The 18,521-nt window shown below is 53.9% G+C and carries 18 protein-coding genes; 8 read left to right on the forward strand and 10 right to left on the reverse strand.

What is annotated here, in order from left to right; all coding sequences use genetic code 11:
- The first annotated feature begins 36 nt into the window (after positions 1 to 36).
- Complete coding sequence (gene ilvD, locus G9Q38_RS05875; protein ID WP_166128807.1) at positions 37 to 1,920, forward strand: dihydroxy-acid dehydratase; 1,884 nt, start codon at positions 37 to 39, stop codon at positions 1,918 to 1,920.
- Between the two features lie 65 nt (positions 1,921 to 1,985).
- On the opposite strand, the gene G9Q38_RS05880 is transcribed toward ilvD, so the two are convergent.
- Positions 1,986 to 2,372: a helix-turn-helix domain-containing protein gene (locus tag G9Q38_RS05880; RefSeq protein WP_166128810.1), complete on the reverse strand. Its 387-nt coding sequence runs from the start codon at positions 2,370 to 2,372 to the stop codon at positions 1,986 to 1,988.
- 125 nt (positions 2,373 to 2,497) lie between these two features.
- Between G9Q38_RS05880 and G9Q38_RS05885 the strand changes: the two genes are divergently transcribed.
- Positions 2,498 to 3,286, forward strand: coding sequence for a helix-turn-helix domain-containing protein (locus G9Q38_RS05885; protein ID WP_166128812.1), 789 nt, complete (start codon positions 2,498 to 2,500; stop codon positions 3,284 to 3,286).
- A gap of 7 nt (positions 3,287 to 3,293) precedes the next feature.
- On the opposite strand, the gene proB is transcribed toward G9Q38_RS05885, so the two are convergent.
- From proB to G9Q38_RS05915, 6 genes are all read right to left on the reverse strand, one after another.
- Positions 3,294 to 4,439: a glutamate 5-kinase gene (gene proB / locus G9Q38_RS05890; RefSeq protein WP_166128815.1), complete on the reverse strand. Its 1,146-nt coding sequence runs from the start codon at positions 4,437 to 4,439 to the stop codon at positions 3,294 to 3,296.
- A gap of 29 nt (positions 4,440 to 4,468) precedes the next feature.
- A complete protein-coding gene (obgE, locus tag G9Q38_RS05895; RefSeq protein WP_166128817.1) occupies positions 4,469 to 5,584 on the reverse strand; it encodes a GTPase ObgE in 1,116 nt (371 codons plus the stop codon).
- A gap of 87 nt (positions 5,585 to 5,671) precedes the next feature.
- Positions 5,672 to 5,932: a 50S ribosomal protein L27 gene (gene rpmA / locus G9Q38_RS05900; protein ID WP_114421279.1), complete on the reverse strand. Its 261-nt coding sequence runs from the start codon at positions 5,930 to 5,932 to the stop codon at positions 5,672 to 5,674.
- Positions 5,933 to 5,961: 29 nt separating this feature from the next.
- On the reverse strand, positions 5,962 to 6,273 hold the full coding sequence (gene rplU, locus G9Q38_RS05905) for a 50S ribosomal protein L21 (protein ID WP_114421278.1): 312 nt from the start codon (positions 6,271 to 6,273) through the stop codon (positions 5,962 to 5,964).
- Positions 6,274 to 6,359: 86 nt separating this feature from the next.
- Positions 6,360 to 7,586 carry a bifunctional glutamate N-acetyltransferase/amino-acid acetyltransferase ArgJ gene (argJ, locus tag G9Q38_RS05910; protein ID WP_166128820.1) on the reverse strand — a complete coding sequence of 409 codons (1,227 nt, stop codon included), beginning with the start codon at positions 7,584 to 7,586 and terminating at the stop codon, positions 6,360 to 6,362.
- A gap of 83 nt (positions 7,587 to 7,669) precedes the next feature.
- Entirely contained in the window at positions 7,670 to 8,185 is a 516-nt protein-coding gene (locus G9Q38_RS05915; protein WP_114421374.1) for a MarR family winged helix-turn-helix transcriptional regulator, read from the reverse strand.
- Between the two features lie 214 nt (positions 8,186 to 8,399).
- Here G9Q38_RS05915 and G9Q38_RS05920 point away from each other — a divergent pair, with 214 nt between their 5' ends.
- Genes G9Q38_RS05920 through G9Q38_RS05945 form a run of 6 tightly spaced genes read left to right on the forward strand, consistent with a single transcriptional unit; the run spans position 8,400 to position 15,685 of the window.
- Positions 8,400 to 10,739 (forward strand): bifunctional salicylyl-CoA 5-hydroxylase/oxidoreductase, encoded by a 2,340-nt coding sequence (locus G9Q38_RS05920; RefSeq protein WP_166128823.1) that lies wholly within the window; start codon positions 8,400 to 8,402, stop codon positions 10,737 to 10,739.
- Entirely contained in the window at positions 10,739 to 11,518 is a 780-nt protein-coding gene (locus G9Q38_RS05925; protein ID WP_166128825.1) for an SDR family NAD(P)-dependent oxidoreductase, read from the forward strand. The genes G9Q38_RS05920 and G9Q38_RS05925 overlap by 1 nt, the downstream gene beginning before the upstream one ends.
- Before the next feature lie 26 nt (positions 11,519 to 11,544).
- Positions 11,545 to 12,393, forward strand: a complete 849-nt coding sequence (locus G9Q38_RS05930; RefSeq protein ID WP_166128828.1) for an enoyl-CoA hydratase family protein — start codon at positions 11,545 to 11,547, stop codon at positions 12,391 to 12,393.
- Positions 12,394 to 13,566, forward strand: coding sequence for an acyl-CoA dehydrogenase family protein (locus G9Q38_RS05935; RefSeq protein ID WP_166128831.1), 1,173 nt, complete (start codon positions 12,394 to 12,396; stop codon positions 13,564 to 13,566).
- 16 nt (positions 13,567 to 13,582) lie between these two features.
- Complete coding sequence (locus tag G9Q38_RS05940; protein ID WP_166128833.1) at positions 13,583 to 15,241, forward strand: AMP-binding protein; 1,659 nt, start codon at positions 13,583 to 13,585, stop codon at positions 15,239 to 15,241.
- Between the two features lie 33 nt (positions 15,242 to 15,274).
- A complete protein-coding gene (locus tag G9Q38_RS05945; RefSeq protein WP_166128836.1) occupies positions 15,275 to 15,685 on the forward strand; it encodes a RidA family protein in 411 nt (136 codons plus the stop codon).
- An 11-nt stretch (positions 15,686 to 15,696) separates the two neighbouring features.
- Here the strand turns inward: G9Q38_RS05945 and hemL are convergent, their stop codons facing one another.
- The 3 genes from hemL to thiD form a co-directional block, all read right to left on the reverse strand.
- Positions 15,697 to 16,974, reverse strand: coding sequence for a glutamate-1-semialdehyde 2,1-aminomutase (gene hemL, locus G9Q38_RS05950; RefSeq protein ID WP_166128838.1), 1,278 nt, complete (start codon positions 16,972 to 16,974; stop codon positions 15,697 to 15,699).
- A 61-nt stretch (positions 16,975 to 17,035) separates the two neighbouring features.
- On the reverse strand, positions 17,036 to 17,686 hold the full coding sequence (gene thiE, locus G9Q38_RS05955) for a thiamine phosphate synthase (RefSeq protein WP_166128841.1): 651 nt from the start codon (positions 17,684 to 17,686) through the stop codon (positions 17,036 to 17,038).
- Positions 17,683 to 18,480, reverse strand: coding sequence for a bifunctional hydroxymethylpyrimidine kinase/phosphomethylpyrimidine kinase (gene thiD / locus G9Q38_RS05960; protein WP_166128843.1), 798 nt, complete (start codon positions 18,478 to 18,480; stop codon positions 17,683 to 17,685). The genes thiE and thiD overlap by 4 nt, the downstream gene beginning before the upstream one ends.
- Between the last annotated feature and the right edge of the window lie 41 nt (positions 18,481 to 18,521).

The raw sequence follows: 18,521 nt of genomic DNA on the forward strand, positions 1-18,521 counted from the left end.
AGGCGTTGATTCATCATATATTTTCAGAGACTAATCATGCCGCAATATCGTTCCAAAACCTCTACTCATGGTCGTAACATGGCCGGTGCCCGTGCGCTTTGGCGTGCCACCGGCATGAAAGATGGTGACTTCGAAAAGCCCATAATTGCGGTAGTGAACTCTTTCACCCAGTTTGTGCCCGGTCATGTACATTTGAAAGACATGGGGCAGCTTGTCGCGCGTCAAATCGAGGCGGCGGGTGGGGTGGCCAAAGAGTTCAACACAATTGCCGTCGACGACGGAATTGCGATGGGCCACGGTGGCATGCTCTATTCGCTGCCATCGCGTGAACTTATTGCCGATTCGGTTGAGTACATGGTGAATGCGCATTGTGCCGATGCGATGGTGTGCATTTCAAATTGCGACAAAATCACCCCAGGCATGCTCATGGCTGCCATGCGCTTGAATATCCCCGTAGTCTTTGTGTCGGGCGGTCCCATGGAGGCCGGCAAGGTTATTGATACGAGCAGCAAGAAAATTCTCATGAAGCTCGATTTGGTCGATGCGATGGTGAAAGCGGCCGACGATAGCGTGTCCGACGAAGACCTGGGTGAGATCGAGCGCAGCGCTTGCCCGACATGTGGCTCATGCTCCGGTATGTTTACCGCCAATTCCATGAACTGCCTCACGGAAGCACTGGGTTTGTCTTTACCGGGTAACGGCACCATTGTGGCCACCCATGCTCGTCGTCGATCGTTGTTTGAAAATGCGGGCAAACTGGTTGTTGAGTTGTGCAAACGCTATTACGAGCAGGATGACGACGCTGTTTTGCCGCGTAATATTGCAACGTTCGAGGCTTTTGAAAACGCCATGACACTTGATGTGGCAATGGGCGGCTCAACCAATACCGTATTGCACCTGCTGGCAGCCGCCCAGGAAGCCGGGGTTGATTTCACTATGTCGGATATTGATCGCATTTCACGCCATGTGCCGTGTTTGTGCAAAGTGGCACCGGCAACCGAGAAATATCATATTGAAGATGTTCATCGTGCCGGCGGGATTTTGGGTATTTTGGCCGAGTTGGCACGTGCCGACTTGCTGAACCTGGATGTAAACAACGTACATAGTGGCACGTTACGCCATGCCATTGCGCAGTTCGATGTGATGTCTGTTTCGGCGCGTAACGAGGTGGGTGACTTCTTCCGTGCTTCACCGGGCGGCATCCCCACGCAAACTGCATTCAGTCAAGATCGATACTACGATGAGCTGGATCTGGATCGCGAAGGCGGCTGTATTCGCGACAAGGCGCATGCGTATTCGCAAGACGGTGGTTTGGCTGTTTTGTATGGGAATCTGGCACCCAATGGTTGTATTGTGAAGACCGCCGGTGTAGATGAAAGCATTCTGGTGTTTACCGGCACAGCCCGTGTTTATGAAAGTCAGGATGATGCAGTTGACGGCATTCTGGGTGGCCAGGTGAAAGCCGGTGAGGTTGTCATTATTCGTTACGAAGGGCCGCGCGGCGGCCCCGGTATGCAGGAAATGTTGTACCCCACGTCTTACCTGAAGTCCAAAGGCCTGGGTGCTTCTTCTGCGCTGCTTACCGACGGGCGCTTCTCAGGTGGGTCTTCGGGGTTGGTTATTGGGCACGCGTCGCCTGAAGCGGCAGAGGGCGGCAATATTGCCTTGGTGCAAGACGGCGACACAATTGAAATTGATATCCCCAAGCGCCGTATTCACCTGGCCATTTCGGTGGAAGAGCTTGCGGCCCGCAGGGCTGAAATGGAATCCCGTGGTGACAAGGCCTGGAAGCCGGTCAATCGGCAAAGGGTGGTTTCACAGGCTTTGCAAGCTTATGCTGCATTAGCCACGTCGGCCGACCGGGGTGCAGTGCGTGATATCAATCAGGTTGTGTCGCGTACGCGAGCACATTCAAGCTAAGCAATTCATTCACACTTTCATCCAGGCTGCCCTGTCAGCCTGATGTTATAAAAGGCATCCGGTTTTTATTTCCCGGATGCCTTTTGATTTAGCATTGTTAACGCCATGGCTTCGACCAAGTCTCGCTTTTCAGCGGGTAGCGAAAAATAATCCACCGGAAGAATTTGCTGGAACGGCCATGTGTAGTGCAATGTGGGTTCACCAACTTTCTTCGTTCCTGAATCCGCCGGTATTTTGATCTCAATTTCCATTGGCGGTGTGCCGTTCAGCAGCCAAATGGGATTCACATTCAAGGCCAAGGCCAGTTGAAGAATATCTCTTGGATGGTATCGCAGTTGGTTTTCGAAATTTGAGATTGCCCCTTGTGACACGTTCGCGCGTTTTGCCAGCTCTTTTTGAGTTAGCTTTCTTAAGGTTCGCGCATACCGGAGGCGTTCTGCTAGCGTATTCACAAACGTGATTGAATAGCGTTATTCAAACACGTTGGTAATAAATAGCATCACATATGTGATAATCATATTGTTCAGTGTTATAAAAATTATTAACCTGTACGTTCAATAATCTAGAAGCAGGGGAAATGGTGCGGGCTAAGCAGTTGAAGTTGATCTGGTTTGATCCATTGCTGAGTGACGATGAGAGTGAGAGTTCGCAGTCTCTGGTGCAGGCAGCGCGCTACCATTTGGAAAAGTATGGTCTAGCGTTCGCTCATTGCGCCGATATGGATTCGGTGTATCAAGAAGCTATGGTGTCGATTGCCGCGTCGAAAATGCAAGATGTGCGTGCCTTGGTGTTACTGAACGCAGACTTTGCTCAAAATTGTGCGGTGGCGCATTATTTAAGGGCGGTTGCGCCGGGGGTGTGCATTGTTGCGCGTATACCCGATTACACAGAGCAAACACTTATGCATGCGCTGCAATCGGGGGTCGATGCGTATTTCAGCGGCACGGTATCACCTTATTTTCTCTCTACTTTGCTATTTAGCCGAATGCGCGCAGCGGGTTTGGCACTGCCGTCGTTAACGCAGGCTGAAGCCAGACCAATGCCCGATTATGGTTGGTGTTTCGCGGAGCAGGCATGGGCAATAGTGAGCCCTGACGGCAAGCGGGTTCGGTTAACGTCCGGCGAACGAGAGTTTATAATGACGATCGTTCAACAGCCCGACATGTGTGCCTCGCACGACGTTCTTATTAGTCATTTATGGCCTGATACCGAAAATGCAAAGGAAGGCGGGCGCGAGCGGATGAACGTGATGATGAGTCGTTTGCGTCAGAAATTCAAGAGCAAAGGGCTAGAATTGCCCATCCGCACACTTCACGGCAATGGTTATATGTTTTACGGGCCATTTCTGGAGCAACGCTATAGCTAAGCGCCTGTTAGGGCTGCGCAGGACGACGCAGAAAAACCATGTTGTCCCGGTGCATCAGCTCTTCGTCCGACATGACACCCAGGATTTCCGCTATTCGGTTACTGGGCTGACGCATAATGCGGCGGGTGTCGGCTGCAGAATAATTAATTAACCCGCGCCCGCACTCCAGCCCTTTTGGGTCGACGCAGGCAACCACATCGCCACGTTCAAATTCCCCTTCAACGGCAACGACGCCGATAGGCAGCAGGCTTTTGCGGCCGGTGGTTAAGGCTTTCACGGCACCTTCATCGAGTGTAACCCTGCCACGCAAGCGTAAATGGTTGGCTATCCAGCGTTGACGCGCCGATCGAATGGGAAGCTGTGCGCGCAGCTCTGTGCCAATGCGTTCCCCATTCGACAAGCGGATCAAAACATCGGGTTCCCGCCCGGAAGCAATCACAGTGTGAGCACCACTATTGGCAGCCCGGCGCGCGGCCAATACTTTGGTTAACATTCCGCCTGTCCCAATGCCACTGCCCGCGCCTCCTGCCATTGCCTCGAGTTCCGGGTCTCCGGCTTGTGCTTGAGCAATGAGTTTCGCTTCCGGATGCTTGCGCGGGTCGGCATCGTAGAGCCCCGGTTGATCTGTGAGAATGACCAGGGCATTTGCTTCAATTAGGTTGGTAACCAATGCCCCAAGTGTGTCGTTATCACCCAAACGGATTTCATCTGTGACGACGGTGTCGTTTTCGTTAACAATTGGAACGACGCCCAGCGACAGCAAGGTGTAGATGGTTGTGCGTGCGTTCAGGTAGCGTTCCCGGTCGGCCAGATCTTCATGCGTTAACAGGATTTGGGCTGTGCGAATGGCATGACGTCCGAACGCAACTTCGTAGGCTTGAACAAGCCCCATTTGCCCTACTGCCGCAGCGGCCTGGAGCTCATGCATTGTGTGTGGCCGGGTTTTCCATCCTAGTCGTGCCATGCCTTCGGCCACCGCCCCACTGGAAACCAGAACGACTTCCCGGCCTTGGGCGTGAAGTGCCGCAATTTGTGAGGCCCATTCGCCAACGGCTTGCAGATCGATGCCTTGACCTTCATTGGTAACCAGAGAGGAACCGACTTTTGCAACAACGCGCTTGGCTTGGGCGACAACGGATGTAAGGGTCGACATGGACGCAGTGAATAAACTATGAGTAAGATTTAATCGGCATTGTTCAGGGGGCCGCGCGAATCATCGAAGCGGGGGTCTTCCGCCTGATAAACACCTTCCGCCTTATCGGATTCCACGTTTTCCTTTTCCTTCTGGGCATCCAGCCAGTCTTGCAGCGCCCAGATTAATTCCTGCGTGCCGTTGCCGGTAAGTGCTGAAATGGCGAAAACCGGACCTTTCCACCCGAGAGCCTCGCAGAAGCGTTTCTGAATTTCGGTTGGGTCCTCGACCATGTCGAGTTTGTTCAATACGAGCCAGCGCGGCTTCTCGTAGAGGGCCTCATCGTACTTGCGCAGTTCTTCGGTAATGGCGCGTGCACCTTCAACCGCAGCATCTACCGGATCAATTGAGGGATCGGGTGAGGATAGGTCGACCAAATGCAACAGCACTCGTGTGCGGGACAAATGACGTAAAAACAAATGCCCCAGGCCGGCACCTTCGGAGGCACCTTCGATCAGGCCGGGAATATCGGCGATGACGAAACTGCGTGATTCCGAGGTGCGCACAACCCCCAGGTTGGGGTGCAGTGTGGTGAAGGGGTAGTCGGCGATCTTGGGCTTGGCGTTCGACACCTTACTGATGAGCGTTGACTTACCCGCATTGGGTAGGCCTAACAAGCCAACGTCGGCCAATACTTTCAGTTCAAAACGTAAGCGTCGCTGTTCACCTTCTTTGCCATAGGTGAACTGGCGGGGCGCGCGGTTTGTACTGGATTTGAAATGGATATTACCTCGGCCCCCTTCACCGCCTGCAGCCAACATGGCTTTCTCACCATGGTGGTTCAGGTCGAACAATTGTTCGTCGGTGTCGGCATCGTAAACGACGGTGCCGACGGGTACGCGCAGCGTGATGTCGGCAGCACCCGCCCCGTACTGATCGGAGCCACGTCCATTTTCGCCGTTCCTGGCCCGATGCAGGCGGGCATAGCGATAATCGACCAGCGTATTGATGTTGCGGTCGGCAATAGCAATAATGCTGCCGCCCCTACCGCCGTCGCCGCCGTCAGGCCCGCCTTTCGGAATGAATTTTTCGCGGCGAAAGCTCGCCGACCCATTGCCGCCTTTGCCGGCAATGACTTCAATGGTGGCTTCGTCTACGAATTTCATAAGTACAGACCATAAAAGGTTTCAAGAGGTATTCTAAAACAAAAAGCCCTACCGTCTGGTAGGGCTTTGCGTTCGGTTCAATGCAGATTAGTCTGCAGCGACAACCGAGACGGTGCGCTTGTTCAATGCGCCTTTGATGGCGAATTTAACTTTGCCGTCGACCAGCGAGAACAGCGTGTGGTCTTTGCCCATACCGACATTGGTGCCGGGGTGGAATTTTGTGCCGCGCTGACGAATGATGATGGAACCGGCATTGATGGCTTGACCGCCATATACCTTCACACCCAGTCGTTTCGATTCTGAATCGCGACCGTTCCGCGTTGAGCCGCCGCCTTTCTTTTGTGCCATGTTTAGCTCCTGTTAACCTGGTTCAAGCATTAAGCCGTAACGGCTTCGATGCGAATCTCGGTGTAGTTTTGACGATGGCCCTGACGCTTCTGATAGTGCTTGCGACGACGCATTTTGAAGATCTTGACCTTGTCGTGCCGGCCTTGTGCAAGAACTGTTGCCTTTACCACGGCGCCGTCAACCAAAGGCGTACCAATTTTCAATTGATCACCTTCGCCAACCGACAAAACCTGGTCTAGCGTAATTTCTTGCCCTATGTCTGCCGGTATCTGTTCTACCTTAAGTTTTTGGCCGGCTGCAACACGATACTGTTTGCCGCCGGTTTTTATGACCGCGTACATGTGGGTAACCCTTTTAAATTACATTACTGGCAAAATGCCAAGCTCAAGATAATATACTGAAAACGTTCTATAAGTCAAGCACTTAATCACGACCGGTAGTCGGCGTTGATGCTCACGTATTCATGTGAGAAATCGCTTGTGTAGACGGTTTCGGTGGTATTGCCCCGGCCTAGTGCAATGCGAACCAGGATTTCCGCCTCTTTCATGACGCGTTGACCCGCCTCTTCTACATAATCCGGGTTGCGTCCGCCTTGGCTGGCCACCAGAACGTCGCCCAACCATAAATTAACCTTGCCGACGTCCAGATCGTTGATGCCTGCGTAACCAACGGCTGCCAAAATACGACCAAGATTGGGGTCGCTGGCGTAGAACGCCGTTTTAACCAGCGGAGAGTGGGCAACGGCATAAGCCACTTTCAGCGCTTCTTCCTGGCTTGCGGCCTGTTCAACCCGGATGGTGATGAATTTGGTTGCCCCCTCGGCGTCACGAACAATTTTCTGCGCCAGCTCCAGGGCGGCGTCGGATAAAGCCCGATACAGTTCGCTGTACAAAGGATGGTGCGTGGAGTCGATATGCAGGCCGCTTTGGCCGGTTGCCATAATAATGAAGGAGTCGTTTGTGGAAGTGTCGCCGTCAACCGTGATGCGATTGAATGAGCGATTGGCAATTTCCCGTGTCATATCGGCCAGCAGGCCAGGCGGAATACCTGCGTCGGTGGCCAGGTAGCCGAGCATGGTTGCCATGTTCGGGCGGATCATACCCGCGCCTTTGCTAATGCCGGTCAGGGTAACGGGTTGGCCGCCCAGTTCAATTTTCTTCGATACGATTTTAGGTTGCGTATCGGTGGTCATAATGCTGTGGGCAGCGTTGAACCAGTTGTCGGCTGTCAGGTTCTGCATAGCGGCGGGAAGCGCTTTGATCAGCCGGTCGACCGGCAAAGGCTCCAGAATCACGCCGGTGGAAAAGGGCAGAATTTGGTTTGGAGAAACATGAAGCAATTTTGCTACTGCTTCACAGGTTTCGTGGGTGGCTTTCAACCCGCTTGGTCCGGTTCCTGCGTTGGCGTTACCCGTGTTGATAACCAAAGCGCGAATGTCGCTGTTTTGTGCCAAATGTTGTTCACACACTTGTACCGGCGCAGCACGAAAGCGGTTTTGCGTGAACACGCCGGCAACGGAAGTACCGGGCGCAAGTTGAAAAACAGTAAGGTCTTTGCGACCCTGTTTGCGAATGCCGGCTTCAGTAATGCCGATTTCAACCCCCGCAACAGGAAGAATGGTTTCAGGCGCAGGAATATGCAGGTTTACAGCCATATGGGGTCTCGCAAAAAGTAGGTGGCCAAGATGCAAAACGCCATTTTATCGTAGCTTGGGTATGTCACCGGACACGTTTCAGCTTATTTTTCATTGCTTTGCAGGCGGGTCTGGGCCAGCAGCTTAAGTTCGCCAAGTGCTTCGAACAGTGCCTGTCGACTGTGTTCTGAAAGACTTCCGAACAGGCCCCGGATCCATTGCTCGTGCGCATCGGCCATGCGTTTGAAGCTGCGCTTGCCTTTTGGTGTAAGCCGGATAATGGAGCTGCGGCGGTCGGAGGCGACCTTAATGCGTTCAACCAACCCTTCTTTTTCGAGTTGATCGGTAATGCCGGTGATGTTGCCGTTGGTGACCATCATGTGGCGCGATAACTCGCTCATTTTCATGCCTTCCGGAACACGCAACAGCTGCGCCATCAGGTCGAAGCGGGGTAGCGTCGTTTCAAAATCGGTGCGTAATCGGCTGCGAATGTCGCCTTCAATAAGATTGCAACAGGTTAGCAAACGAAGCCAGAGACGCAGATCATCGTGATCGTTCGGGCCCGCGCGACTTTCCAGGTCGGGTGTGGCGTCGTCGGATGAGTGGGTTAGGATGGTCATGTCGTTAACGCAGTTTCCAGGCCGTAAATTTAAATAAGTTAGGTCAACCCTTGGGCTTGCAACAAGAACATAGTTTAATCTTAAAGTTTCATTTTGGGGCATTTTCTTTGCCCCGCTTAAGTCGTTGACGCATTTAAAAAAATCTTGCATCTGCTTTTTTTTATGTATATAGTTTAAGCCTAAAGTAAATATTCAGCCTTTTCGGAGAACGCTCATGAATATCGTTTGTATTGGCGGAGGTCCCGCCGGCTTGTATTTTGGTCTGCTGATGAAACTCAGTGACCCAAGCCACGAAATTACCATTATCGAGCGCAATCGACCGTATGACACGTTTGGCTGGGGCGTTGTGTTTTCAGACGCAACGCTGGAGAACCTGCGCGAAGCGGATCCGGTCTCGGCCGAGAAAATTGCCCTGGCATTCAACCACTGGGACGATATCGAAACGCATTACAAAGGCAAAAGTATTCGCAATAGCGGCCATGGTTTTATTGGTATTGGTCGTAAAAAGCTGCTGAATATTCTTCAAGAACGCTGTGAAGAAGTGGGCGTGAAACTGGTGTTTGAAACTGACGTATCCGATGACCAGGAAATCGCCGAAAAATACAACGCTGATCTTGTCATTGCGTCCGATGGCTTAAACAGCAAAATTCGAACTCGCTACGAGGATACATTCAAGCCCGACATCGATGTGCGCAAGTGTCGTTTCGTATGGCTGGGCACCGAAAAAACATTTGATGCCTTTACCTTTGCGTTTGTAAAAACCGAACACGGCTGGTTCCAGGCGCATGCGTATCGGTTCGAGCCGGGGATGTCGACCTTTATTGTGGAAACACTCGACGAAACCTGGAAGGCGCACGGCATCGACAAAATGAGTCAGGAAGACGGCATCGCTTTTTGCGAGAAAATCTTTGCCCCCTGGCTCGATGGCAACAAGCTGATCAGTAACGCGTCGCACTTACGCGGTTCGGCCATCTGGATTCAATTCCCTCGTGTTATTTGTGATACCTGGGTGCATTACCAGCCATTACCCAGCGGCCGTAAAGTGCCGGTCGTGCTTATGGGCGATGCGGCCCATACGGCGCACTTCTCAATTGGTTCGGGTACCAAGCTGGCTCTGGAAGACGCGATTGAATTGAACCGATGCCTGATGGCAAAGAACTACAACGTTGAAGAGGGCTTGCAGCACTACCAGGAAGTGCGCAGTGTTGAGGTTCTGAAGATCCAGAACGCAGCGCGCAACTCCACGGAGTGGTTCGAGAACGTGGCGCGCTATGCCAACTTCGAGCCCGAGCAGTTTGTCTACTCCATGCTTACTCGTTCGCAGCGTATTTCGCATGAAAATTTGCGCCTGCGTGATCCGAAGTGGCTTGAGGGTTTTGAGCGTTGGCTGGCAACACACTCAGGCGTGAAGGAGCAGGGCGAGCGCCCGGTTCCCCCTATGCATACACCGTTTACGGCGCGCAGCGTGACCTTGAAGAATCGTATCGTTATGTCGCCGATGGCGATGTATTCTTGCGTTGACGGTGTGCCGGGTGATTTCCATTTGGTTCACCTGGGTTCTCGCGCCATGGGCGGCGCAGGTATGGTTATGGTGGAAATGACCTGCGTTTCGCCGGAAGCACGTATCACTCCGGGATGCCCGGGGTTATGGACGGATGAGCAAGGCGCGGCGTTCAAACGCATTGTTGACTTCGTTCATCAGAACACCGACGCCAAAATTGGATTGCAAATTGGTCACGCCGGCCGTAAAGCGTCTACCAAGGTAAGTTGGGAAGGCACCGATTTACCGCTCGATTCCGGCAATTGGCCTATTGTTTCGGCTTCTCCCATTCCTTACATCGAAGGTGTATCGCAAGTGCCGCAGGAAATGACGCGCGCTCAAATGGATGAAGTGAAGGACCAGTTTGTAGCGGCGACCCGTCGTGCAGTTGAAGCGGGTTTCGACTGGCTGGAACTGCACTGCGCTCACGGCTATCTACTTTCAAGCTTTATCTCGCCGATTACAAACGTGCGCACTGATGAGTACGGCGGTTCATTGGATAACCGTTTGCGTTACCCGCTGGAAGTTTTTGAAGCGGTGCGTAAGGTTTGGCCGGAAAGCTTGCCAATGTCGGTACGTATCTCTGCTCACGATTGGGTGGAAGGCGGGATTACGCCTGACGATGCCATTGAAATTGCGCGCCGCTTCAAGGCGGCCGGAGTCGACTTGGTCGACTGTTCTTCCGGGCAAGTATCCAAAGAAGAGCAGCCGGTCTATGGCCGCATGTATCAAACGCCATTTTCCGATCGCGTCCGTAACGAAGCAGAGGTGGCCACGATTGCGGTTGGGGCTATTTTCGAGGCCGACCATGTGAACAGTATTATCGCGTCCGGTCGTGCCGATCTGTGTGCGTTGGCACGTCCCCACCTGGCGGATGCCGCCTGGACATTGCGTGAGTCGGCAAAAATTGGCTATCAAGACGTAACGTGGCCCAAACAGTACTTCCCTGCCAAGCGTCAGCTGGAAACCAACTTTGAGCGGGCCGCTGCTTACGCAAAATCCATCGGAGGTTAATGATGATGACACAAGCACGCCATGCATTAGTAACCGGCGCCGCACGCGGTATTGGTTTAATCGTGGCCCAACGCCTCTTGCAGCAAGGCTGTCGCGTGACCTTAATGGGGCGCAACGTGCAGGCGTTGGAGCAAGCCGTACAACAGCTTCAGCCGCTGGGTGAGGTTGGCTTCGTTGCAGGCGACGTTGGCAATGCGCAGAATGTTGAGGCCGCTTTTGCCAAAGCCCGCGACCAATTCGGCCCGATCGATATTCTGGTGAACAATGCAGGTCAGGCCGTTAGTGAACGGTTTGATCGCATGACGCAAGACGCTTGGCACAGCATGTTGTCGGTGAATTTAACCGGCACGTTTCATTGTATCCAGGCCGCTTTACCCGATATGCTCGCTAAAAGATGGGGCCGTATTGTGAATGTGGCCAGTACTGCGGGGTTGCAAGGCTATGCCTATGTATCGGCTTACTGCGCAGCCAAACATGGGGTTGTGGGTTTAACCCGTTCCTTGGCGCTTGAAGTCGCCCGGAAAGGCATTACCGTGAACGCGGTGTGCCCGGGTTATACGGAAACCGATTTGGTGCGCGACGCACTCGACAACATTATGGAAAAAACCGGCATGACGCTCGACGAGGCGCGTGCCAAACTGGCCGAATCCAACCCTCAAGGGCGCTTGGTTCAGCCTGAAGAGGTAGCCGATGCCGTGGCCTGGTTATGCCAGCCGGGTGCCGGCGCTGTTAACGGACAATCAATCCCCGTAGACGGGGGGGAAGTGATGGTGGGCTAAGCGCGCACCGGAACCTGGAGAAATCTATGAGTACTGAACACACAATGGAACACCACAAGGGCCCCATGGCGGGATACCAACCCAAGAACTTTTTGTGGTCCGTGTCCGACGATGGCAAAGTTGCCACTATTTCCCTGAATCGTCCCGAACGCAAGAATCCCCTTACGTTTGAGTCGTATGCAGAGTTGCGTGATTTGTTCCGCAAGTTGGTTTATGCAAGCGACATTAAAATTGTTGTGGTCACCGGCTCGGGCGGAAATTTTTGTTCGGGCGGCGATGTGCATGAAATTATTGGTCCGCTGACCAAAATGACCATGCCTCAATTACTGGAATTTACCCGCATGACGGGTGATTTGGTTAAAGCCATGCGTAATTGCCCGCAGCCCATCATTGCGGCGGTCGATGGCGTGTGCGCGGGCGCGGGTGCTGTTGTGGCCCTGGCGTCCGATATGCGTTTGGCTACCGAGCAAACCAAAACGGCCTTTTTGTTTACCCGGGTAGGCTTGGCCGGCGCCGATATGGGTGCTTGCGCACTGTTGCCCCGCGTTATTGGTCAGGGTCGCGCTTCAGAATTGCTGTATACCGGTCGTTCCATGTCTGGGCAGGAAGGCCTTAACTGGGGTTTCTTTAATAGTCTGCATGCGTCTGAAGAAGTTTTGGGTGCTGCTCAGGACATGGCGCGTCGCCTGGCCGATGGTCCCACGTTTGCGCATTCCATGACGAAAAAAGCGCTGCATCAAGAGTGGTCGATGGGTGTGGATGAAGCCATTGAGGCTGAAGCCCAGGCACAGGCAATCTGCATGCAGACACAAGACTTCCATCGTGCCTATCACGCATTTGTGGCCAAGCAAAAACCCGTGTTCGAAGGTGACTAAATGACAGACTTCAGCTGGCTCGACTGGCCGTTTTTCGATGAGCGTCACCCGTCGTTTGCGCGTGAGCTCGATCAGTGGTGTTCCGAACACCTGTCCCACATTGATCACCACGATACCGATGAGGCCTGTCGGCAGTTGGTGAAGGCGTTGGGGCAGGGTGGCTGGTTGAATGTCGCTGTTCCTCAGGGCCCCGATGGTCGCTGGGGCGGACGTTGGCCGGAAATAGATTCCCGCGCGCTCTGTATCGTGCGTGAAACCCTGGCCCGCCACGAAGGGTTGGCTGATTTCGCGTTTGCCATGCAAGGCCTGGGTAGCGGCGCGATTTCCATTGCCGGCAGCGACGCACTGCGTGAAAAATATTTGCCTCGTGTCGCCAGTGGCGATGCCATAGCGGCGTTTGCGCTTTCCGAACCCGATGCGGGGTCTGATGTTGCGGCCATGAGCTGCGAGGCCACGCTCGACGGCGACCATTACGTATTGAATGGTGAAAAAACCTGGATATCGAATGGAGGTATTGCCGATTTTTACTGCGTGTTTGTACGCACAGGCGAGGCGCCGGGCGCGCGTGGCATCACGGGCTTCGTAGTGGATGCCGACACGCCTGGGTTGAATATTGCAGAACGAATCGATGTGATTGCACCGCATCCGTTGGCGCGGTTGCATTTTGATCACTGTCGTGTGCCGGTCAGTCAGCGTTTGGGTGAAGGCGGGCAGGGGTTCAAAATTGCCATGATGACGCTGGACATTTTCCGTGCTTCGGTGGCGGCAGCGGCATTGGGCTTTGCACGCCGTGCCTTGCAGGAAGGTTTAGGCCGTGCCAAGTCACGAAAAATGTTCGGTCAAACATTGGGCGATCTGCAGTTAACCCAAGCGGCGCTGGGTGATATGGCCATGGAAATCGACGCGGCGGCTTTGCTTACATACCGTGCCGCTTGGATGCGCGATGTACAAAAACAGCGCACCACGCGTGAAGCGGCCATGGCCAAAATGGCGGCAACCGAATCAGCTCAGCGAGTGATTGATCGCGCCTTACAAATGTTCGGTGGCTTGGGTGTTAAATCCGGCGAGCCGGTTGAAAAACTTTATCGGGAAATTCGTGCACTGCGTATTTACGAAGGGGCAACCGAAGTACAGAAATTGATTATTGCCCGCGAATTACTCAAAAACAGTTAAGCCGAAGGAGAGATAAATGGAACGTTCTGCTCATAAGGACACCTTTGCCCGAGACAATTTGCCGCCGCTCGAGCAGTGGCCGGAATTATTGCTCGACGGCAATCCCGATGTCGCTTATCCGGCGCGGTTGAACTGTGCTGTGGAATTGGTTGATGCGCATGTAAATGAGGGGCGCGGAGACCGCGTTGCCCTGCGGTGGCGCGAGGGCGACAACAAAAAAGCCATGACCTACAAAGAGCTCATGGTGTTGACCAACCAAATAGCCCAGGTTCTTACCGATGATATGAAGTTGGTGCCCGGCAATCGTGTGTTGCTGCGTGGGCCGAATAACCCCATGATGGCGGCTTCGTGGCTTGCCGTAGTGAAAGCCGGGTTGGTGGTTGTTCCTACCATGCCGCTGTTGCGTGCCAGTGAGCTGAAGCCGATTGTTGAAAAAGCTGAAATTACAGCCGTGTTGTGCGACAAGCGTTTGGGTGACGAGGTGGAGCATTGCCTCGACAGCAATCACCCCGCATACTGCCCGCAGTTGAAAGAGGTGCGCTACTTCTGCGACGACCGTGCCGACTCCCTTGAGTCGTTGGTGAAAACCAAATCCGAAACGTACACGGCATGCGACACCGCCGTTGACGACGTTTGTCTGATCGCATTTACCAGCGGTACAACCGGCAAACCAAAAGGTTGCATGCATTTCCACCAAGATGTGCTGGCTATGTGCGACACGTTCTCGAAACATACCTTAAGAACGCATGCCGACGACATTATTACCGGCACCCCCCCTCTGGCCTTCACCTTTGGTTTGGGTGGGATGTTGTGCTTTCCACTGCGCGTGGGCGGTTCTACGGTGCTCATTGAAAAGCTTACGCCGGAAGACTTGCTTAAAACAATCGACGATTTCGGCGTCACCATGACCTTCACCGCGCCGACGTTTTATCGCCAGATGGCGCCCTTGGCCAGCCGGTTTTCTTTGGCAACCTTGAAAAAAACGGTTTCTGCGGGCGAGGCCTTGCCCGACGCCACGCGTCAGTTGTGGAAAGACGCGACCGGCATCGAAATGATCGACGGTATTGGTGGCACGGAAATGATTCACGTGTTTGTGTCGAGCCCGCCGGAAGAAGTGCGTCGCGGTGCCATTGGTCGGGTCGTGCCGGGTTACGTTGCACAAGTCGTCGATGATGACTTCAATCCGTTGCCGCCAGGTGAGGTGGGGCGTCTGGCTGTTAAAGGCCCAACGGGTTGCCGTTACCTGAACGATGAGCGCCAGATGAAGTTTGTGCAAAATGGCTGGAACCTGCCGGGCGATACGTTCAAGATGGATGACGACGGCTACTTCTTTTACCAGGCGCGCAACGACGACATGATTATTTCCGCCGGGTACAACATTGCAGGGCCGGAAGTGGAAGACGCCTTGCTGGCGCATGAAGCGGTGGCCGAATGCGGGGTAATCGGCCAGCCAGACCCCGACCGCGGCAATATCGTTAAAGCTTTTATTGTGCTTAAACCGGGCTTCGAAGCGAACGATGCCATGGTTAAAACACTGCAGGATCACGTTAAGAACCAAATTGCACCCTATAAATATCCGCGTGCAATCGAGTTCGTTAAAACATTGCCCCGTACTGAAACCGGCAAGCTTCAGCGCTTTGTGTTGCGCCAGAAAGAGCAGGGTCAGAAGGGCTGAATCGGTTTATTCATTGATTTTTACGAGGCAAATATGAACATTCTTCAACCTCCCAATTGGGCAGAACCCAAAGGTTATGCAAACGGCACCATGGCTGAAGTGCAGGTGGGTAGCCGTATTATTTTTGTAGGTGGCCAGATCGGCTGGAATGCGCAGCAGGAGTTCGAAACCGACAACCTGGCTGAGCAAGTTGGGCAAACGTTGCGCAATATTGTTGATGTATTGAAGGAAGGGGGCGCCGGCCCAGAGCACATTACCCGGATGACCTGGTATGTGGTCGACAAAAAAGAATATACATCGCAGCTACGCGAAATTGGCAAACAGTATCGTGAGGTTATTGGGCGTCATTTCCCTGCCATGACGGCTTTTGAAGTGGCGGCGCTGATTGAAGACCGTGCACGCGTGGAAATCGAGGTAACGGCGGTGGCGCCGCCGTCGGCCTGATTTCTGGTTTCTTAAAGCGTTGCAAAAACCTTTTTTGCGGCTGCCAGGGTTTGTTCAATGACCTCGTCAGTATGGGTCGATGAAACAAACCCGGCCTCGAACGCCGAAGGCGCAAAGTAAACGCCTTGTTCGAGCATGCCGTGAAAGAATTGCTTGAACTGGTCGATATTGCAGCTTGACACTTCGTCGAAACTGCGTGGGATGCCGTCGCGGAAATACAAGCCGAACATGCCGCCGACGCAGTCGGCGCTGAATGGAACCCCGGCTGCCTGGGCGTGCTCGCTTAACCCTTGTGTGAGCCTGCGTGTTTGTTGTTCGAGTTTGTCGTAGAACCCCGGCTCTGACAAGAGCTTGAGCGTAACCAGCCCTGCCGCAACGGCAACCGGGTTGCCCGACAACGTGCCTGCCTGATACACCGGCCCCAATGGTGCCACGCAATCCATGATATCGGCCCGGCCTCCGAAAGCACCCACGGGCATCCCGCCGCCGATGACTTTTGCCAGGGTGGTTATATCGGGTGTCACACCGGTTAAACCTTGCACTCCTTGTGGGCCCACGCGAAAACCGGTCATGACTTCATCAAAAATCAATAATGCACCGTGTTGCGTGCAAAGTTCGCGTAACGTTTCAAGGAATCCGGCATCGGGCTTCACAAGGTTCATGTTGCCGGCAATCGGTTCAACAATAATGCAGGCAATATCGTTGCCTTGCTGCTCGAACGCGGCTCGCACAGCCTCAGGCTGGTTGAAATCAAGGACGATGGTGTGTTGAACGAATTCTTGCGGTACACCGGCTGAAGTAGGATTGCCGAAAGTGAGCATGCCCGACCCGGCTTTCACTAACAGGCTGTCGGCATGGCCGTGGTAACAGCCTTCAAACTTGATGATTTTTGAACGCCCGGTATAGCCGCGAGCCAGCCGGATGGCGCTCATGGTGGCTTCAGTGCCTGAACTGACCAAACGGACCTTTTCAATTGATGGCAGACGCGCCGCAATGGCTTCGGCGATGTCGATTTCCCCTTCTGAAGGTGCGCCGAAAGAAAGCCCGTCTACGGCGGCCCGTTGCACTGCCTCAATAACCTCAGGGTGAGCATGACCCAAAATGGCTGGACCCCATGACCCCACATAGTCGATATATTGTGTGTTCTCTGCATCCCAAATATAGGGGCCTTGCGCGCGTTTGATGAAGCGTGGCACGCCTCCTACGGAACGAAAAGCGCGAACAGGTGAGTTCACGCCACCTGGAATGGTTTTGCAGGCACGATCGAATAGTTCGGTATTACGGGACATAGTGAATAAAAGGTGAATAGTTACGACAAAAGGGATAGAAGGTAAAGTATAAGCCCGCGTATTAGGCTTCGAAAGCGTGGTTGAAACGCTGGGCCTGGGCGCAGACGTCGTTTGCTTCGAAAAGGCCGTTGATCACGGCAACGCTGGTGGCACCTGCCTGCACCAGGGGCGCTGCATTTTCCGGCGTGATTCCTCCGATGGCGACAATGCCGGGGCGTGCTCCCGACAATGCTGCCATTGCGGCACGGGTTTGTTGAAAGAGATCAAGGTCGGCCTTGACGGCATGGGGCTTCACGCTTGAAGGGTATACCGCGCCGAAAGCAACGTAATCGACTCCCATGCTCAGGGCTTGTTGCGCGCGCGCAAGCTCGTTGTAGCAAGATGCGCCGATCAGCTTTCCCGGGCCGATGCGTTCTCGGGCAGTTCCGGGGTCGCCGTCTTCGCGGCCTAAATGAACGCCGTCTGCATCTACCGCCAAAGCCAGATCAATGCTGTCGTTCACGATAAAAACGATGCCTTGGCGTCTGCATATTTCGCGTAGGCGGCCGGCTTTGTCGACTGCCTCATGCCCCGTTAAGGACTTTTGTCGCCATTGTAAAGCGGCCATGCCGCCTTCTGCGGCCTGTTCAACCGCATTTACAAGTTTTTCAAAATCCGTCCATTCGGGCGTGATGCCGTACAAGCCGCGGGGGAATTTCAAGCGAGATGTCATGGTGTCGAGCGATTAAAAATTTGTGCACCCATACCAGGCCGGAATGCGCGGCCGGTTAATGGTAGTGCCAGTTTTAGTGCTGATTCGGTTGCGTCGGGTACCGTGCGACCGCGGGCAAGTTCAACGGTCAGTGCGCAGGCGAGCGGACCATTCTGATGGCTGACTCTGGAAGTGGGGGGTGTCCAGGGCCAGTTAATTAAAGTTTGCTCCGGGCCGTGCAAAACATAAGCTCGTTGCCCAGGGCGTAACTCAGTGCCGGTGGTGAGTACCCATTTCGCGCCAAATTGCATGAGCGTTTTGGCGGGTGTCGGGCCGCGACGGGGCAGCAGACCATCGGCAACCCATTGCGTCAATACACTGTTGTCGACCAGTATCAAGTCGGCTTGGGGTAATAAAAGTTCAAATGTGGCGTTAATGGCTTCGTCGGGGTCGAAGTCGTCACTTTGCAATGCCTGCGGAGCGGTATGTAACTGTAGCAACAGAGGCACATTGGGATAGTCGGCGGCTATCTGGGCCAATACGCGCACTGAGTCAGTGGTGTACAGTGGACCTGCTTTGATGGCTTGCACGTGCATGTCTTCAAGCAGGCAACGCGCCTGGTCATCAATGAGTTCCGCCGTAATGGCGTGAATCTCCTCGATGTTGGCGGTGTCTTGTACGTGCAGCGCAGTTATCGTACTAAGCGCGTGCGCACCGAGCGTGCTACAGGTAATAGCATCGGCGGGCAGGCAACCCGACCCGCTTGGGTCGAAGGGGCCGTACAGAAGGACGAGGGGGGGCGAGGTTTCAAACACGAATCAAAAAACGCTTTACTATTGCGATAAGTAAAATTGAC

Origin of the sequence: Pusillimonas sp. DMV24BSW_D, from assembly GCF_011388195.1 — a bacterium.
Lineage (GTDB): Bacteria > Pseudomonadota > Gammaproteobacteria > Burkholderiales > Burkholderiaceae_B > Neopusillimonas > Neopusillimonas aestuarii.

Bases quoted from the DNA above. Each gene is read 5' to 3' on its own strand.
- hemL (WP_166128838.1), bottom strand. From the start codon at position 16,974: ATGTCCCGTAATACCGAACTATTCGATCGTGCCTGCAAAACCATTCCA.
- obgE (WP_166128817.1), bottom strand. From the start codon at position 5,584: ATGAAATTCGTAGACGAAGCCACCATTGAAGTCATTGCCGGCAAAGGC.
- ilvD (WP_166128807.1), top strand. From the start codon at position 37: ATGCCGCAATATCGTTCCAAAACCTCTACTCATGGTCGTAACATGGCC.
- rplU (WP_114421278.1), bottom strand. From the start codon at position 6,273: ATGTACGCGGTCATAAAAACCGGCGGCAAACAGTATCGTGTTGCAGCC.
- rpmA (WP_114421279.1), bottom strand. From the start codon at position 5,932: ATGGCACAAAAGAAAGGCGGCGGCTCAACGCGGAACGGTCGCGATTCA.
- argJ (WP_166128820.1), bottom strand. From the start codon at position 7,586: ATGGCTGTAAACCTGCATATTCCTGCGCCTGAAACCATTCTTCCTGTT.
- G9Q38_RS05915 (WP_114421374.1), bottom strand. From the start codon at position 8,185: ATGACCATCCTAACCCACTCATCCGACGACGCCACACCCGACCTGGAA.
- G9Q38_RS05930 (WP_166128828.1), top strand. From the start codon at position 11,545: ATGAGTACTGAACACACAATGGAACACCACAAGGGCCCCATGGCGGGA.
- thiE (WP_166128841.1), bottom strand. From the start codon at position 17,686: ATGACATCTCGCTTGAAATTCCCCCGCGGCTTGTACGGCATCACGCCC.
- G9Q38_RS05925 (WP_166128825.1), top strand. From the start codon at position 10,739: ATGATGATGACACAAGCACGCCATGCATTAGTAACCGGCGCCGCACGC.
- G9Q38_RS05940 (WP_166128833.1), top strand. From the start codon at position 13,583: ATGGAACGTTCTGCTCATAAGGACACCTTTGCCCGAGACAATTTGCCG.
- G9Q38_RS05885 (WP_166128812.1), top strand. From the start codon at position 2,498: ATGGTGCGGGCTAAGCAGTTGAAGTTGATCTGGTTTGATCCATTGCTG.
- G9Q38_RS05920 (WP_166128823.1), top strand. From the start codon at position 8,400: ATGAATATCGTTTGTATTGGCGGAGGTCCCGCCGGCTTGTATTTTGGT.
- G9Q38_RS05935 (WP_166128831.1), top strand. From the start codon at position 12,394: ATGACAGACTTCAGCTGGCTCGACTGGCCGTTTTTCGATGAGCGTCAC.
- proB (WP_166128815.1), bottom strand. From the start codon at position 4,439: ATGTCGACCCTTACATCCGTTGTCGCCCAAGCCAAGCGCGTTGTTGCA.
- G9Q38_RS05945 (WP_166128836.1), top strand. From the start codon at position 15,275: ATGAACATTCTTCAACCTCCCAATTGGGCAGAACCCAAAGGTTATGCA.